The sequence below is a fragment of the Cryobacterium sp. TMT2-10 genome (genome assembly GCF_004403075.1).
GTDB lineage: Bacteria > Actinomycetota > Actinomycetes > Actinomycetales > Microbacteriaceae > Cryobacterium > Cryobacterium shii.
In genome coordinates this window covers 36708-52766 of the sequence record NZ_SOGW01000061.1, presented here as the reverse complement: position 1 = coordinate 52766, position 16059 = coordinate 36708, and the positions used below count along the sequence as shown (strand labels likewise).

Here is a 16059-nt window from a genome sequence, read left to right as displayed (position 1 = left end):
GACGTCTTCGTTCGGGGCGGTGCCGTCGGGGTCGAGCCGGGCCTGCCACTGCAGGGCCATGCCCCGGATCAGGTCCGCGGGGAACGCGAACCCCTCCCCGGGCAGCCCCGCTGTTTCTTCGGTGATGGCGCCGGTAGCGGCGGCGACCAGTGCGCGTTCCGCGGTGAGGAGGTCGTCCGGGGCGACGCTCGGGCTGACCTTGTCGAGGGCCGTGACGATGGCCTCGGCCGCGTCGACACCCAGGTCGCCTGCGGTCAGTCCCGCGGCGACGGTCGGGTAGTACGGGGGCAGCATGCTGGTGCCGGCCCGGCGATCCGAGACGTTCCCGCCGAGCCGCACCCGCCGGTTCGCTTCGCGGGCGGAGACCCGGGTGAGGCGCGTGATCAGGTCGATGCCGTTGCTGGCCCCCTGTTTCCAGGCCAGGGAGTCGTGGCCGAGGATGCTGCGGGAGCGGTCCGCGACATCCGTCGCCGTGGCCACCCGTGCCGCGTCGACCCGGCGGCCGAGCTGCTCCACCGCGCCAAGGACGGCCAGGGCGTCGGTGTCGGTGAGCCGCGATAACGTGATGTCGTCGAGGACCGTGGCGAGGGCCAAGGCGACTTGCCGGATCAGCTGCACAGGTGAATCTGCCGCCTCTGCCGGGGCGGCCGCCTCTGCCGGGGCGGCTGGTGACTGCGATGCGGATGCTCCTGCCATGCCCCGATTTTAGCAAAAAGCGTACGTGGTGTCGAGACTATCTCAACTATTTACCAAAGTATTTCGCAGATAGTTACGAATGAGGCTGGTGTTACTCGTGGGACTCGCCGGCTCGCGAGGCCGTGATGCACGCTGCCCAAAACCTCGCCGAGCCGTGAGTATCGCCCCTCTCCGGACACGAAAGAGGGGCGGAAGTCACGGCTCGCCCAGACCCCGCCGAACCGTGAGTTGCGATCCTCCGCAGACGAAAAAGAGGGGCGGAAGTCACGGCTCGGCGAGATCGAGAACGGGGAACGGGGAACGGGGAACGGGGAACGGGACCGGGGAACGGCACCGGGGACCGGGACCGGGACCGGGAATGGGAATGGGAAACCAGGAACCGGGACCGGCGACCGCTTAGGAGGCGGCCAGGATCGCGACGGCGTGCGGAGACAGGAGCACGGCGCTCGCGTCGCGGCCCCGGACGGCCTCGCCCTCGGCCGCGAACTCGAGCAGCACGGCGCCGGCCTCGGCCGGCACACGCCGGGCGACCGCGGCCAGGTTCAGCAGGATCTGGGTGTCGCCGCGAGTGACCCGCAGCCACCGCTCGTGCTCGTCGAAGTCCACCGCGACCCGGTCGAGGCTGGGGTCGGTGAACCCCGCCTGGGAGCGGCGCAGGCCCGCCAGGGCCTGGTAGAAGGCGAGCAGACGAGCGTGCTCCGGCCGGGCGGTCTCGTCCCAGTCGAGCTTGGACCGGGTGAACGTCGCCGGGTCCTGCGGGTCGGGGACGGCGGCCGGGTCCCAGCCCATCCGGGCGAACTCGCCGATTCGGCCCTTGCGGGTGGCCTCGCCGAGTTCGGGTTCCGGATGCGAGGTGAAGAATTGCCACGGTGTGCCGGCGCCCCACTCCTCCCCCATGAAGAGCATCGGGGTGAACGGACCGAGCAGGGTCAGCGTCGCCGCGATCGCGAGCTGGCCGGCATCCAGGGTCGCGGGCAGCCGGTCGCCGGTGGCCCGGTTGCCGATCTGGTCGTGGTTCTGGCTGCCGACGACGAGGCGCCACGCGGGCGTCTTCTTCGTGTCGATCGGGCGGCCGTGCGTGCGGGCGCGGAAGCTGGAGAAGGTGCCGTCGTGGAAGAAACCGCGGGTGAGCACCTTGGCGAGGGCCCCGAGCGGCTCGAAGTCGGCGTAGTAGCCGGACGTCTCCCCGGTGAGCGAGACGTGCACCGCGTGGTGGAAGTCGTCGCTCCACTGGGCGGTGAGGCCGTAGCCGCCGGCTTCCCTCGGGGTGATCATCCGGGGGTCGTTGAGGTCGGACTCGGCGATCAGGCTGAGCGGCCGCCCGACGGATGCGCTCAGCGCGTCGACCGCGGAGCCGAGTTCCTCGAGCAGGTGGGTGGCGCGCTCGTCGTGCAGGGCGTGCACGGCGTCGAGCCGGAGGCCGTCGACGTGGTAGTCGCCCAGCCACATCAGGGCGTTGTCGATGATGTACTGCCGAACCGGGTCGGAGTCCGGCCCGTCGAGGTTGAGCGAGGACCCCCAGCTGGTGCCGCCCGCCTGGCTCAGGTAAGGGCCGTACTGGGGCAGGTAGTTGCCGCTGGGTCCGAGGTGGTTGTAGACGACATCCTGGATGACGCCGATGCCGGCCTGGTGGCAGGCGTCCACGAAGCCCTGGTAGGCCGCGGGCCCGCCGTACCCGTCGTGCACGGCGTACCAGAGCACGCCGTCGTAGCCCCAGTTGTGGGTGCCGTTGAAGGCGTTGACCGGCAGCAGTTCCACGAAGTCCACGCCGATGGAGGCCAGGTGGGGCAGCCGCTCGGCCGCGGCCGCCAGGGTGCCCTCCGGGGTGAAGGTGCCGAGGTGCATTTCGTAGATGGTGCTGCCGGCCAGTTGGCGACCGGTCCAGCGCTGGTCGCCCCAGACGTGCTCAGCGGCGTCGAAGGTGCGGGTGGCGCCGTGGACGCCGTTCGGCTGGTGCCGGGAGCGCGGATCGGGGAACGGCCCCTCGCCATCGACCAGGAAGCCGTAGTCGACCGGCCCGTCGCCCGCCGGGCGGGGCGCGCGCCACCATCCGTCTGCCTGACGCGTCAGCACCTGGGTGTCGTCGGACAGCGCGACGGCCATGGTGGTGGCGGTCGGCGCCCAGACCTCGAAGTACTCAGCGGGCATCGACGGCCCCTTCCGTGGCGGTGGCAGTGGCGGGTGCGGTTCCGTCGTCCGCAACGAGCAGGGCGACCGGGTAGCGCTGCAGCAGCGCGGCGACGGGGGTGATGCCCCCGGGGTGGCGGGCCCCGGTGAGCAGGTCGATCACGGGATGACCGGCCAGCACCACGGTGGTGTCGTTCCATCCGCCGGCCGCCGCGAGTCCAAGCGGCAGTCGGGTGGCGATGGTGACCGCGTCGCCGCGGTCGAAGGCGATCACGTTCTCGGCGCGGGCGCCGAGAGCCTCGACCGGCAGGTGGCGGAAGAAGCGTTCCGGCGCTTCCCGCCGCAGCCGCAGGGCGCGCGTGGTGACCAGGAGTTTCGCGGCGCCGGTCTCGTCGACGGGCGGCAGCCAGCCGCCGGCGATGCGGGCCAGGTAGTCGCGCCGCACGCCGTAGTCGACCGGGCGCCGGTTGTCGGGGTCGACGAGGGAGTCCTCCCAGAGCTCGCTGCCCTGGTAGACGTCCGGCACGCCGGGCGCGGTCAGCTGCACGAGCTTGTTGGAGAGGCCGTTGCTCCAGCCGGCCTGGCGCACCCGGTCGACGAAGGCGGTCAGGGTCGTACGGACAGCCGGGTTGTCGACGGTGGCGGCCACGAGGCGGTGCATCGCGGTTTCGAACTCCGCGTTCTGCGCCGTCCAGGTGGTCGAGGTGCCGGCCTCGCGGGCGGCCTTCTCCGCGTAGGCGATGAGCCGGTCCGGGGATGCCGGCCAGGCGCCGACGATGGCCTGCCAGAGCAGGTTCTCGAACGGGGCGTCGCCGAGCGGCGCGGCGGCGCGCAGGGCGCGCAGGGCGTTTTCCCACTCGGCGGGGATCTCGGCCAGCACCGAGATGCGGGCCCGCACGTCCTCGCCGCGCTTGGTGTCGTGGGTGGAGAGGGTGGTCATCGAGGCGGGGAAGGTGGCCTGGCGCACCTGCTGCCGGCGGTGGAACTCGGCCGCGTCGACGGCGAACTCCCCCGGGTCGGCCCCGACCTCGTTGAGGGAGGTCAGCCGGCTGTAGCGGTAGTAGGAGGTGTCTTCGACCCCCTTGGCCATCACCATGCCGGACGTCTGCTGGAACCGCACGGCCGCCGGATGCCCCGGGTCGGCCAGCATGGGCAGCAACGCGTCGATCACGGGCGCGAGGTCGGGCCGTCGGTCTGCCGCGGTAGCCGCGGCCGCGTGCAGCTTCTCGGCACCGACCGGAAGGTAGGAGCGGTAGACCGGGAAGCAGGCGAACAGCTCGGCCACCGCGTCGTCGGCGTTCTTGATCGCGGGCAGGAGCCGGACGATACGCTCGACCTCGGCGCGGAGGCTGCCGTCGGCGATGGCGCGTTTCTGCGTGTGCACCAGCTCCGGCCAGTCCGCCTGGCCCCCGGTCTCGGCCTGCAGCCGGGCCTCGAGGGCGTCCAGCGCCCCCTGGCCGGCCGGGTCGACGAGGAGCCGGTCGAAGTCGGCGAGGGCGTCGTAGCCGGTGGTGCCGCTCGTGGCCCAGTTCGCGGGCAGCTGCTCGCCGCCCTCGAGGATCTTCTCGACCAGGACATAGGCCCCGCCGGTCGCATCCCGCAGCCGGTCCAGGTAGCCGCCCGGGTCGGCGAGGCCGTCCGGGTGGTCGACCCGCAGCCCCTGAACGAGACCGTCCTGCACCCAGCGGAGAATCTCCCGGTGCGATTCGTCGAAGACCCAGGGGGTCTCAACCTTGAGCCCGGCCAGGGTGCTGACCGTGAAGAACCGCCGGTAGTTCAGCTCCGCGTCCGCACGGCGCCAGCCGACGAGTTGGTAGCTCTGCCGCCCGTGCACGGTGCGGGCATCCGCTCCGTCGTCGGCCGTGCCGGGTGCCAGGGGGAACCGGTTGTCGTAGTAGTGCAGTTCGTCGCCGACCACGCTCAGCCGGTCGAGTTCGTCCGCGCCGTCGCCGAGCACGGGCAGCAGGATGCGGTCGCCGCCCGCGGCCCAGTCCACGTCGAAGGCTTCCGCATAGCGGGACGAGCCGCCGAGCCGGAGCAGGTCCCACCACCAGGCGTTGCCGGCCGGGGTCGCGACGCCCATGTGGTTGGGCACGATGTCCACGAGGATGCCGCGGCCGGCATCCGTCGCCGCGGCCGTTAGGCGGGCCAGCGCCTCCGCGCCCCCGCGCACCGGGTCGATCCCGGAATGGTCGATCACGTCGTAGCCGTGGTCAGAGCCGTCCTCGGCCGCGAGCAGCGGGGACAGGTAGATCCAGTCGGCGCCGAGCTCGGTCACGTAGTCGAGCACGGATGCCGCGGCGTCCAGGTCGAACGCCGCCGTGATCTGGAGCCGGTAGGTGGAGAGCGGGATCCTCACTGGTTGGCCAGGAACTCGGCGTCGACCACGGTGATGGCGCCGGTGTGGCCGGCGGCCAGCGAGGCGGCCACGGAGTGATCCGGCGGGGTCTCCGGCGCGTGGTAGGCGCGGAGGACCACGATCGACCGGGAGGTGACCGTGTGCTTGGCGCCGGCCGGGCGCGGGATGGAGTCGGCACCCTCGCCGCCGGTGTCGACGACGACCTCCCACTCCGGGGCGTATTCGACCGGAGGCAGGGTGAACTCGACGTCTTCGCCTTCCGCGTTGAAGCAGAGCAGGAAGTTCACGTCGGTCACGGTCTGGCCGCGGGAGTCGCGTTCCCGGATGCCGTCCCCGTTGAGGAACATCGCGACCGTGCGGGTGCGGTTCTCGTCCCAGTCGTAGGACTGCATCTCGGTGCCGTCGCTGGTCAGCCAGACGATGTCACTGAGGGCGTCGGCCGGGTTGCGCTTGCCGGGGTGCCCGTCGAAGAAGCGGCTGCGGCGGAAGGTGGGGTGCTCGCGGCGCAGCCGGGACACGGCGGCCGTGAACTCGATCAGCGGGTGGTCCGCCTCGTCCCAGTGCAGCCAGCTCAGCTCGTTGTCCTGCGCGTAGGTGTTGTTGTTGCCGTTCTGGGTGCGGCCGAGTTCGTCGCCGTGCAGGATCATCGGCACGCCCTGCGAGAGCAGCATGGTGGCGAGGAAGTTGCGCTGCTGGCGGGCGCGCAGGACGAGGATCTCCGGGTCGGAGGTGGGCCCTTCCTCGCCGAGGTTCCAGGACCGGTTGTGGGACTCGCCGTCCTGGTTGTTCTCCCCGTTGGCGTCGTTGCGCTTCTCGTTGTAGGAGACCAGGTCGGAGAGGGTGAACCCGTCGTGCGCGGTGACGAAGTTGATCGACGCCACCGGGCGGCGTCCGGAGTGTTCGTACAGGTCGGCGGATCCGGTGATGCGCGAGGCGAACTCGCCCAGCGTCGACGGTTCGCCGCGCCAGAAGTCGCGCACGGTGTCGCGGTATTTGCCGTTCCATTCCGTCCACTGGGCCGGGAAGTTGCCGACCTGGTAGCCGCCGGGGCCGACGTCCCACGGCTCGGCGATGAGCTTGACCTGGGACACGATCGGGTCCTGCTGCACGAGTTCGAAGAAGGTGGAGAGCTTGTCCACGTCGTAGAGGTCGCGGGCCAGCGCCGACGCCAGGTCGAACCGGAAACCGTCGACGTGCATCTCGATCACCCAGTAGCGCAGCGAGTCCATGATGAGCTGCAGCGAGTGCGGGTGGCGCACGTTCAGGGTGTTGCCCGTGCCCGTGTAGTCCATGTAGTAGCGCTTGTCATCGTCCATCAGGCGGTAGTACGCCTCGTTGTCGATGCCCTTGAAGGAGATCGTCGGGCCGAGGTGGTTGCCCTCCGCGGTGTGGTTGTAGACGACGTCGAGGATGACCTCGATGCCCGCGTCGTGCAGGCTCCGCACCATCCCCTTGAATTCCTGCACCTGGTTTCCGAGGTCCCCGGTCGACGAGTACGCGTTGTGGGGTGCGAAGAAGCCGATGGTGTTGTAGCCCCAGTAGTTGTTCAGGCCCTTTTCCTCGAGGGTGCCGTCGTTGACGAACTGGTGCACGGGCATCAGTTCGATCGCGGTCACGCCGAGCTTCTGCAGGTGGTCGATGACCGACGGATGCGCGACGCCCGCGTACGTTCCCCGCTGCGACTCCGGCACGAGCTCCTGCAGCTTCGTCAGCCCCTTGACGTGGGCTTCGTAGATGAGGGAGTCACGGTAGGGCGTGCGCAACGGTCGGTCGCCGACCCAGTCGAAGAACGGGTTGACGACCACGCCGAGCATCATGTGCGGGGCGGAGTCCTCGTCGTTGCGGGAATCGGGGTCGCCGAAGTTGTAGGAGAACAGCGACTGGTCCCAGTCGATGCTGCCGCAGGTGGCCTTGGCGTACGGGTCGAGCAGCAGCTTGTTCGCGTTGGAGCGCTTGCCCTCGGCCGGGTTGTACTCACCGTGCACGCGGTAGCCGTAGCGCTGCCCCGGCTGGATCAGCGGCAGGTAGCAGTGCCAGATGAAGGCATCCGATTCGATCACCTCGACCCGGGTCTCGATTCCGTCGTCGTCGAACAGGCAGAGTTCCACCCGGTGGGCGGCCTCACTGTACAGGGCGAAGTTCGTGCCGCTTCCGTCGTAGGTTGCGCCAAGCGGGTAAGCGGTACCGGGCCAGGTTTCCAAAGGGGCTCCTCAAGTTTCGAGTGGACCTGCGGTTCAAAGCGTGCCTCGGGCCCATCAGTACGCTACAGCAGTGTTCCTGTGGCCCCGTCTGGGTAGTATGCCCGTGTGAACGAGGTCGTCATCTTCGCGCCGTCCCCGGTCCTGACCGTCACCGTCGAGGGCCGGGCCGACCACGCCGACATCCATCTGCACGCCGGTGGGCAGGGCGTCTGGCAGGCACGGATGCTGCAGGCCCTCGGCGCGTCGGTCACGATGTGCTGCGTGCTGACGGGTGAGACCGGCCAGGTGCTCGGTCACCTCGTCGCCGATGAGGGCATCCGGGTGCTCGCCGTGCGCCGGGCCGGCCGGGGTGCCGCCTATGTGCACGACCGGCGTGGCGGCGAGCGCAGCCAGGTCGCTGCGACCCAGGGTGAGCCGCTCTCCCGCCATGACCTCGACGAGCTCTACGACCTCACCCTGCGGGCCGGGCTGGGCGCGGACGCCACCGTTCTCAGCGGGCCGGCCGGAGAAGACGTCGTGCCGGCGGATGTCTACCGGCGCCTGGCCGCCGACCTGCGCTCCACCGGCCGGTTCGTGATCGCCGACCTCGCCGGGGAGCGCCTCACCGCGGCCCTCGGCGGCAAGGTCAGTGTCGTCAAGGTCAGCGACGACGAGCTGCTGGCCGACGGCCGCATCAGCGCGCCCGACGAGGAGCAGCTCTTCGCCGCCGCGTACAGCCTGCGGGACGAGGGAGCGGACACGGTCATCATCAGCCGGGCGAAGAAGCCCCTGCTTCTGCTGGCCGACGACACGCTCAGCGAGGTCTGCGTGCCCACGATGCAGATCGCCGATCCGCACGGCGCGGGTGACTCCCTCACGGCCGGTGTGGCGGCCACCCTGGCGGCGGGCGGCACCATCGAGGAGGCCGTATCGGTCGGTGCGGCCGCCGGCGCCCTGAACGTGACCCGGCACGGCCTGGGCACCGGCAAGGCTGAGACCGTGCGGCTGCTGCGGGACCATGTGCGCGTCTACCCGGTGGAGTGGGTCCCCGCGTTCGCGAAGAGGCTCACCCCGGACGAACTCGCACAGACGGTGCAGAACGAATGATCCCGGCATTCACGACCCTCATCACCAACGACGACGGCATCAACTCCCCCGGCCTGCTCCGGCTCGCCCTGGCGGCCCTCGACGCCGGCCTGGACGTGGTGGTCGCCGCTCCGGCGGCGGAATCCAGCGGCAGCGGGGCCTCCATCACTTCCACGGGAACCGAGGGCCGCATCGTCGTCGACCGTCGGCACCTGGAGGGTCTCGACGGGGTGCCCTGCTACGCCGTACACGCCGCCCCCGCCCTGATCAGCCTGATCGCCAGCCACGGCGCATTCGGCCAGGCGCCCGAGCTGGTTCTCTCGGGGGTGAATCCGGGCGCCAACGTGGGCCGGGCCATCCTGCACTCCGGCACGGTGGGGGCCGCGCTCACCGCGGGCGTCAACGGCGGTCGCGGCCTGGCCGTGTCCCTGGACGTTGCCCCGGACACGACGACCCCGCGCTGGGGCGTCGCGTCACGCCTGGCCGCCCGGCTGATCCCATTCCTGCTCGACCAGCCCACCGGCACCGTATTGAACCTGAACGTGCCCATAATCGTGGGCGACGAGCCGCCGGAGGTCCGTACGGCCAAACTGGCCCGCTTCGGCATCGTGCAAACCACGATGACGCAGCAGGACCGGCATCAGATCCGCCTGGCCGTGGCCGATAACGCGGCCCACGCGGAGTCCGGGAGCGACGCCGACCTGCTCCGCCTGGGCTACGCCACCGTCACGAGCCTCCGCTCGGTCGAGGAACGCCCGCTCGCGGACCTCGTGCTGGAGCCGGTCCCGGTGGCGACGAGCGCGGCCCCGCCGGGGCCGGGACGTCAGTCGGCCAGCAGCTCACGCACGAGCGGCGCAACCTCGGTGCCGTAGAGCTCGATGCTGGTCATCAGTTTCTCGTGCGCCAGGGTGCCGAGGCTGTACTTCAGGTCGAAGCGGGAGAGCCCCAGTCCCTGCGCGGCGGCGGCGATCTTGCGGGCCACGGTCTCCGGCGATCCGACGAAAAGGGCGCCGTCCGGGCTGGCGTCGTGCTCGAAACGTTCCCGGGTCACGGGACCCCAGCCGCGTTCACGCCCGATCTGGTCCTGCATGGCGGCGTAGTGCGGCCACATCTCCTCCCGGGCCTGGGCATCCGTGCCGGCGATGTACCCCGGGGAGTGTTCGCCGATCGGCTTCGTCGGCTTCCCGAACTGGGCCAGCGCCCGGTGGTAGAGCTCGACCAGCGGGGCGAAGGCCAGCGGGGAACCGCCGATGATGGCGAGCATCAGCGGCAGGCCGTAGTGGGCGGCGCGCACGACGGACTGCGGGCTTCCACCCACCCCGATCCAGGTGGTGAGGGCCCCTGACTCGGTGGGCGGGAACACGCGCTGATCGGTCAGGCCGCCGCGGGTCTCCCCGGCCCAGGTGACGGGCGCCTCCTTGAGCAGCTCGGTGAACAGGTTGAGCTTCTCCTCGAACAGTTTCTCGTAGTCGGAGAGCTCCAACCCGAAGAGGGGGAACGATTCGGTGAAGGATCCCCGGCCGAGGATCACCTCAGCACGGCCGCCGGAGACGGCGTCGAGGGTCGAGAACCGCTGGAAGACGCGCACCGGGTCGTCTGAGCTGAGCACCGTGACGGCCGAGCCGAGACGGATGCCGGTGGTCTGCCCGGCGATCGCGGCCAGGACCACCTCGGGGGCGGACACCGCGAAGTCTTCCCGGTGGTGTTCACCGATTCCGAAGAAGTCCAGGCCCACCTGGTCGGCCAGCACCGCTTCGGCGACCACGTTGCGCAGCACCTGAGCCTGGGAGAGGCGCGTTCCCGAGGCGTCGAACGTGACGTCTCCGAAGGTGTCCAGGCCGAGTTCGAACTTCTGCGTCATGTGGTTGCGCTCCTTGATCATGGTACAAAGTCTATGCAAATGTATAGATAGGGAGAACCGTGGCTGCCGTCAGGATATTCCGGTGCAGACGTGAGGCCGGGCGGACGGTCGGGCAGAATGAAACCGGCGGCCGCGAATCGGTCGCCACCAAGGCAGGAGCCTCCGACATGACCGAACTCGACCTCATCACCCTGTGGACCAAGGCCCGCTGGCACATCATCGTGTCCCAGTTCGCACCGACCTTCCTGCTGACCTCCCTCGTGGCGCTCCTCTCCCTCGGCCTCGACACCGCGGCGGTTAGCGTGCGCATCGCCGCCGCCGGCATCCTGCTGGCCTCCGGTGTGCTCGGCGCCCTCGCCCAGATCGCCGCCGCGAACGAGGGGCTGGCGATCATCGAGGATCTGCGCGCCGTGCCGGTGCTCAGCACACTCGGCAAGCGGATCGTGGCGTCCGAGGCCTGGATCGACATTGTGCGCTTCGGCACCCCCGGGGTGTTCGTCATCGTCTACATCGCCCTGCTCGCGGCCCTGTTCCTGCCGTTCGCCTAGACGAGGCCGGCTCAGACCGCGTCCAGGTAGACCCAGCGGCGATCGATCTTCACGAACCGGCTCACCTCGTGCTGCGTCGACGGCGTGCCCCGGTCCCGGCAGTACGCCGTGAACTCCACCACCCCCTCGGTGTCGAACGGGCCGCCCGCCACGGTCCGTTCGATCTCGAGGCGGGTCCACCGCAGCTCGTCGTCCAGTGCGAACGTCTCCGGCTGGGTGCGCGGATGCCACGTCGCCAACAGGTACGCCGCGTCGCCGACCGCGAACGCCGCATAGCGGGAACGCATCAGCGCCTCGGCGGTGGGTGCGGCGGCCTCCCTGCGGTGGAACCGTCCACAGCACTCGGCATAAGGGTTGCCGCTCAGGCAGGGACACCGCAGGGGGCGGGACTCGGGGGTCGGAGGAATCTGCACCGTTCCAGTATCCGTCAGGTCCTGGCGGCATCCGCGGACGGGCCGACACACACAGGGAAAGACGGCGGCAGGTTGACGGTCCTGGACCCGCGAGATCACCCCGAAGGGAAGAATGAGGGCATTCAACGGTGGTCTTTGCCCTCTCACGCGTCACTGCGAAGCTCCACCGAGACCCGTGCGGCCACTAGCCTGCTGGTATGGGTGAGGCAGAGCAAGAACTGACCGGGGGCAACGCGTCCGGCCGTGTTGTGCGAGTGGGCGGCACGGTGCGAAAGCCCTGGATCGACAACAGCTTGGTCGTGCAGAGTTACCTTGCGGCGCTCCGTTCGCACGGAGTGGACGCTCCGCACCCGCTCGGCCGCGATGAGACCGGTCGTCAGACGGTCGAGTATGTGGAAGGCGCGATCGCGCTGAGTCAGATGCCGCTTCATGCCGAGGACCTGCGCCGGGTCGGTCGGATGATCCGCCGCATCCACGATGTGAGCGAATCTATTCCGGTCCCCGACCCTGAGGGTTGGAAGATGCTGCTGCCAGCGGACAAGCCGAACCTGATGTGCCACAACGATCTTGCGCCGTGGAACCTCGTCATTGGCGAGCGCTGGGTATTCATCGATTGGGATGGTGCGGGGCCGAGCACCCGGCTGTGGGACCTGGCCTACGCCGCCCAGGCGTTCGCCCTGCTGGTTAACGGTGAACCCGTCGAGTCCGCCGCGTCGAGGCTCCGGGCGTTCATCGATGGGTATGAGGCCGACGCTTTGCTCCGCGAGGCGCTTCCGGCGGCAATGGCGAAACGGACCGCGGCAATGTTCGAACTCCTGTGCACCTCCTATGAGACCGGTCTTCAGCCCTGGGCCGATATGTACGTGAACGGGCACGGTGAATTCTGGCGTGGAGCGGCCGAGTACGTCAATCGAAACCAAACGGCTTGGGAGCGAGCGCTCTCGCTATCGGAAAGCGCAATCCCGCCGACCAGTCCTGCGGGCCCTCCCGCCGGCAGCTGAGCGTCCGCAGGAATATCGGCGCGGCCGCTGGAGGATGATCGGCCCGGTGATGACGATGGCGATGGTGTTGTCTGAGTGCGCCGTGCGGCTTCCGTCTGCGCTCCGCAGGGTCCAACCGTCGTGCGGGCGCCCCTACTTTCCGTCGCGGACGCTCCGAGCGAAATTCTGAACGCGGGCCCTGAGCGCTTCGATGCGTCGCTGGCGCGCTGCCTGCACGTCGAAGCCGATGTAGGCGACCGGGGGGAGCTTGCGGACGTTTCCCGAGCATTCGAAGCCGGCGCATGCCAGGGTGCCGACCGTGTCGCCGTTGCGACCCGCCTGGCCGGCACGCTTGATACTGAAGAACACCACGTCGTTCGGAAGATGCACGTCTTCGCACCATGAGCACTGGGGCCGCGTTCTGGTCTTCCCGTCGGCCTGACGCAATAGAATCCCGACCGGGCCCTCCACGAGGTCGACGATGACGTAACCGATCCCAGGGACCTTTGGATCCCGCCAGCCGAGGTAGTCGAGGTTGTCCCAGGACAGGGTTTCGAAGTCACGGGGAAGGGTGAGAGCCTTTCGCTCCCGGAGCGAAGCGTTGATGAAGGATGACCGGATGTCTGGGGCGGTGAGCGGGAGCATGAGGTGGCGATGCCTTCTGTCTCTGTAGCAGAACTGTTGAATGCGGGGAATGGGCAGTGATGGGCAGTGTGGTGCCGTCAGGCCGGCGGCCAATTGTTCAAGACAACGTCGAGGGCATCCAAGGCCCGGGACCACGAAGCATCCGCTGCTCGTTGCGTGTTCTGAAAGCCTCCGGAACGTTCCAGGCTCACGTAGCCGTGAAACACACTGTGGAGCAGCCGCACCGCATCGGTCTGGTCCGGTTCCTCGAGTGCATAGCCCCGAAGGATGGCCCGGGTCATCGCCGCGTGCCGACCCGCCGCACTGGCGGCAGCCACCTCAGGATCGAGCTCCAGCCGAGTCGCGGCGTAACGCCCGGGATATTCTTTGGCGTAAGCCCTGTAGGCGTCGGCAAATGCGACCAGCGCGTCCTTGCCCGCACGGCCGGCCAAAGCGGCGGCTACGTGGTCGGCGAGTTCGGCCAGAGCCAACACGGCCACCCGTGTCCGGAGATCCTGCACGTTCTTGATGTGGGAGTAGAGGCTCGCATCCCTGACTCCGAAAAGGCGCGCCACAGCCGAGACCGTCACGCCTTCGAAACCGATCTCGTCGGCCAGATCAGCCGCTGCGACGGTCACGCGTTGCGTGGTCAGTCCTCTTCGTGCCATGGTGGCCCCTTTCCGGTTAATCCTACGATACCAATATAATTGCCTAATATCTCTAGGCGCACGACCGGCCAGCCGAATCAGCCTCGAACCGGAAGCTGCCTGGTCGGATCCGGCAGACTGCGAAACCCCGAACGGGTTAGTGTGTGGGGCACACGGGCGCGGCGGCGGTCGCGCTCAGGCGGGAGCATCCATGCGCACCTTGTTCTACGGATCCGGGCGAACCCCGATTCGAATCGATGATCACGTGCTGGCTCATCTGAAGGCCGTCATCACGACGAAGCTGCGTCGCGGTGAGAGTTTCCTACTCTCCTGGCGAGAGTCGGCACAGGTCGGAAATGGCCGCAGTTCGGTGTGGATTCACCCGAGCTGTGACCTGCACTACAAGTTTGACGGCGGCACCCCGCCGGCGCTCGATCCCGGCATCATCGTTGAGATGACCGATGAATCCATGCAACCCCGCGGGATCGAACTGGTGAATGTGAGTCTCGCACGCAGTCCTCACCAGCGCGCCGGTGATGAGTCGGACTGAAAGACTGGGCGTATGCCCGATCTCACTTTGCACGGCGGCGTCGGCAGCCGCGTTGACACCGAGATCGAAGTGAAGCGATCCAAATTTCTCTGCCGCCTCGTTCGCACCGAGACAGAGGATTCCACGCGTGGCGCCATCGACGACGCGCGTAAGGAGCATTGGAGTGCTCGCCACCACTGCTCGGCATTCGTGCTCGGGCCGAGCGGCGCACCAGACCAGGTGCGGCGTTCGAATGACGATGGCGAACCGTCAGGAACGGCGGGTCGGCCCATGCTCGAGGCACTGTCCGGGCGCGGATTCGTCGATTGCGTGGCCGTCGTCACCCGCTACTTCGGTGGCGTACTTCTCGGTCCCGGCGGCCTCGTGCGCGCCTACTCGGAGGCCGTTCTGACCACGATCGACGAGGCCCAGTCCGGCGGGCTGGTGGTGGGGCGCGAGCGCCGCGAACTGTTCAGGCTTGCACTTTCCCACGCGGATGCCGGTCGCATCGAGGCCGAGTTGCGCCAGCGCGGAGTGCTCATCCTGGGGACGGACTATGGGCGTGACGCGGTACTGCACATCGCCGGTGACGACGCCGCGCGGCTCGCCGCGATCGTGGCCGGTGCAACGGCCGGCAGCGCGGAGCTGGAGGCCCTCGGCCACGAATGGGTAGACGTCGAACGGTAGTCCGGTTGTGGCGTGGCGCCCCGCGAGGTGCACTGCGGTGGCGGTGGGTGAACGACATGTGAACATCATCTCTATAAATTGACATCCATCGATGTATTGTCGAGACTTCACCTCGACACGCATCGATTTTGTCGTCGCAGAGGTGGCCCCCCGATCCGCGCCGCCCTCAAGAAATCAAGAAGGAATGACCACTCATGAGTGACAAGCCCACCGTTCTCTTCGTCTGCGTGCACAACGCGGGCCGCTCCCAGATGGCCGCCGGCTACATGACGGCTCTCTCCGCGGGCCGCGTCGAGGTGCTCTCCGCCGGCTCGGCGCCCAAGGACCAGATCAACCCAGTCGCGATCGAGGCCATGGCCGAGGAGGGCATCGACATCGCCCACAACGTGCCGAAGATCCTCACCACCGAGGCCGTCAAGGAATCGGATGTCGTGATCACCATGGGCTGCGGCGACACCTGCCCGATCTTCCCCGGCAAGCGCTACGAGGACTGGGAACTCGCCGACCCGGCCGGCCAGGGCATCGAATCCGTGCGCCCGATCCGCGACGAGATCAAGGCCCGCATCCAGGCCCTGCTCGCCGAGATCCTCCCCGCCACGGCCTAAGGCCAGCGCACGATGAGCGACACCGGCGCTCGCCGGTCACTGCCGGGCCTGACCTACCCCGAGGAGTATCTGAAGCGCCTTGCCCGCGACCTGACCGTGAGGTTCGCGGGCGTCTTCAGTGCCGAGACGGTCGAACGCTATGTGCTCGAGTCCTTCACGGCCCTGCTGCGCACGTCGACGGTGAAGGCGCACCTGGCCACCAACACGATCCGGTTCGCCACGGACCGGGTGACCGCACTGGCTCAGGCCAAGGGTGCGATCGCGCGCTCTGTGCCCGAGGTGTTGTTCGTCTGCGAGCAGAACGCCGGCCGGTCGCAGATGGCGGCCGTGTTCACGAACGCCCTCTCCGGCGGGGCCGTGCACGTTCGCTCAGCCGGTTCTGCCCCGTCGCGTGAGGTGAATCCCACGGTCGCCGCGGCGATGGCCGAGATCGGGCTCGACTTCACCGAGGCCTTCCCGAAGCCCCTCACCGACGATGTCGTGCAGGCCGCGGATGTCGTCATCACCATGGGGTGCGGTGACGCCTGCCCGGTCTATCCAGGGAAGACCTACCAGGACTGGGCATTGACGGACCCGGCCGGCCGCTCGCTCGAGAAAGTCCGTGTGATTCGGGACGAGATCACGGACCGGGTCGAACGATTGCTGGACACCCTCACACCCCGGGACCGGTAACCATGAGCATCGAGAACGTCACTGTCATCGGCTCCGGCCTGGCCG

Annotated in this window: 16 protein-coding genes and 1 pseudogene; 8 read left to right on the top strand and 9 right to left on the bottom strand. The window is 68.7% G+C overall.

Annotated features, from left to right (window positions below):
- The 4 genes from E3T37_RS07340 to glgX all read right to left on the bottom strand — a co-directional run.
- Window positions 1-696 (bottom strand): DUF222 domain-containing protein (locus tag E3T37_RS07340; protein ID WP_134366151.1); only part of this gene is annotated, 696 nt, incomplete at its 3' end.
- A 396-nt stretch (window positions 697-1092) separates the two neighbouring features.
- Complete coding sequence (treZ, locus tag E3T37_RS07335) at window positions 1093-2844, bottom strand: malto-oligosyltrehalose trehalohydrolase (protein WP_134366150.1); 1752 nt, start codon at window positions 2842-2844, stop codon at window positions 1093-1095.
- Window positions 2834-5182, bottom strand: coding sequence for a malto-oligosyltrehalose synthase (treY, locus tag E3T37_RS07330; protein WP_134366149.1), 2349 nt, complete (start codon window positions 5180-5182; stop codon window positions 2834-2836). The genes treZ and treY overlap by 11 nt, the downstream gene beginning before the upstream one ends.
- Window positions 5179-7383: a glycogen debranching protein GlgX gene (gene glgX, locus E3T37_RS07325; RefSeq protein WP_134366148.1), complete on the bottom strand. Its 2205-nt coding sequence runs from the start codon at window positions 7381-7383 to the stop codon at window positions 5179-5181. Before glgX ends, treY begins: the two co-directional genes overlap by 4 nt.
- Window positions 7384-7488: 105 nt before the next feature.
- Here glgX and E3T37_RS07320 point away from each other — a divergent pair, with 105 nt between their 5' ends.
- Together E3T37_RS07320 and surE are read left to right on the top strand one after the other, a co-directional pair.
- Entirely contained in the window at window positions 7489-8469 is a 981-nt protein-coding gene (locus E3T37_RS07320; RefSeq protein ID WP_134366147.1) for a PfkB family carbohydrate kinase, read from the top strand.
- On the top strand, window positions 8466-9320 hold the full coding sequence (gene surE, locus E3T37_RS07315) for a 5'/3'-nucleotidase SurE (RefSeq protein WP_134366146.1): 855 nt from the start codon (window positions 8466-8468) through the stop codon (window positions 9318-9320). Before E3T37_RS07320 ends, surE begins: the two co-directional genes overlap by 4 nt.
- Here the strand turns inward: surE and E3T37_RS07310 are convergent.
- Window positions 9272-10309, bottom strand: coding sequence for an LLM class flavin-dependent oxidoreductase (locus E3T37_RS07310; RefSeq protein ID WP_134366156.1), 1038 nt, complete (start codon window positions 10307-10309; stop codon window positions 9272-9274). The genes surE and E3T37_RS07310 overlap by 49 nt on opposite strands.
- 167 nt (window positions 10310-10476) lie before the next feature.
- Between E3T37_RS07310 and E3T37_RS07305 the strand changes: the two genes are divergently transcribed.
- Entirely contained in the window at window positions 10477-10857 is a 381-nt protein-coding gene (locus E3T37_RS07305; RefSeq protein ID WP_134366145.1) for a hypothetical protein, read from the top strand.
- Between the two features lie 11 nt (window positions 10858-10868).
- On the opposite strand, the gene E3T37_RS07300 is transcribed toward E3T37_RS07305, so the two are convergent.
- Window positions 10869-11270: a YchJ family protein gene (locus E3T37_RS07300; RefSeq protein WP_241976151.1), complete on the bottom strand. Its 402-nt coding sequence runs from the start codon at window positions 11268-11270 to the stop codon at window positions 10869-10871.
- A gap of 197 nt (window positions 11271-11467) precedes the next feature.
- Between E3T37_RS07300 and E3T37_RS07295 the strand changes: the two genes are divergently transcribed.
- Entirely contained in the window at window positions 11468-12271 is an 804-nt protein-coding gene (locus E3T37_RS07295; RefSeq protein WP_134366144.1) for a phosphotransferase, read from the top strand.
- 30 nt (window positions 12272-12301) lie between these two features.
- Here E3T37_RS07295 and E3T37_RS17815 read toward each other — a convergent pair.
- The 3 genes and pseudogenes from E3T37_RS17815 to E3T37_RS07285 form a co-directional block, all read right to left on the bottom strand.
- Window positions 12302-12391, bottom strand: a pseudogene (locus E3T37_RS17815) (type I methionyl aminopeptidase); the annotation flags it as partial.
- A 12-nt stretch (window positions 12392-12403) separates the two neighbouring features.
- A complete protein-coding gene (locus tag E3T37_RS07290) occupies window positions 12404-12895 on the bottom strand; it encodes an FBP domain-containing protein (protein ID WP_134366143.1) in 492 nt (163 codons plus the stop codon).
- A gap of 77 nt (window positions 12896-12972) precedes the next feature.
- The gene (locus E3T37_RS07285; protein ID WP_241976153.1) at window positions 12973-13512 is read right to left on the bottom strand and encodes a TetR/AcrR family transcriptional regulator; all 540 of its coding nucleotides are present in this window, start codon (window positions 13510-13512) and stop codon (window positions 12973-12975) included.
- Between the two features lie 220 nt (window positions 13513-13732).
- Between E3T37_RS07285 and E3T37_RS07280 the strand changes: the two genes are divergently transcribed.
- The 4 genes from E3T37_RS07280 (at window position 13733) to E3T37_RS07265 (ending at window position 16014) form a co-directional block, all read left to right on the top strand.
- Complete coding sequence (locus E3T37_RS07280; protein ID WP_134366141.1) at window positions 13733-14071, top strand: hypothetical protein; 339 nt, start codon at window positions 13733-13735, stop codon at window positions 14069-14071.
- Between the two features lie 12 nt (window positions 14072-14083).
- A complete protein-coding gene (locus tag E3T37_RS07275; RefSeq protein WP_134366140.1) occupies window positions 14084-14737 on the top strand; it encodes a YigZ family protein in 654 nt (217 codons plus the stop codon).
- A 194-nt stretch (window positions 14738-14931) separates the two neighbouring features.
- Window positions 14932-15342: an arsenate reductase ArsC gene (locus E3T37_RS07270; RefSeq protein ID WP_134366139.1), complete on the top strand. Its 411-nt coding sequence runs from the start codon at window positions 14932-14934 to the stop codon at window positions 15340-15342.
- A gap of 12 nt (window positions 15343-15354) precedes the next feature.
- Window positions 15355-16014: an arsenate reductase ArsC gene (locus E3T37_RS07265; protein ID WP_134366138.1), complete on the top strand. Its 660-nt coding sequence runs from the start codon at window positions 15355-15357 to the stop codon at window positions 16012-16014.
- Window positions 16015-16059: the final 45 nt, after the last annotated feature.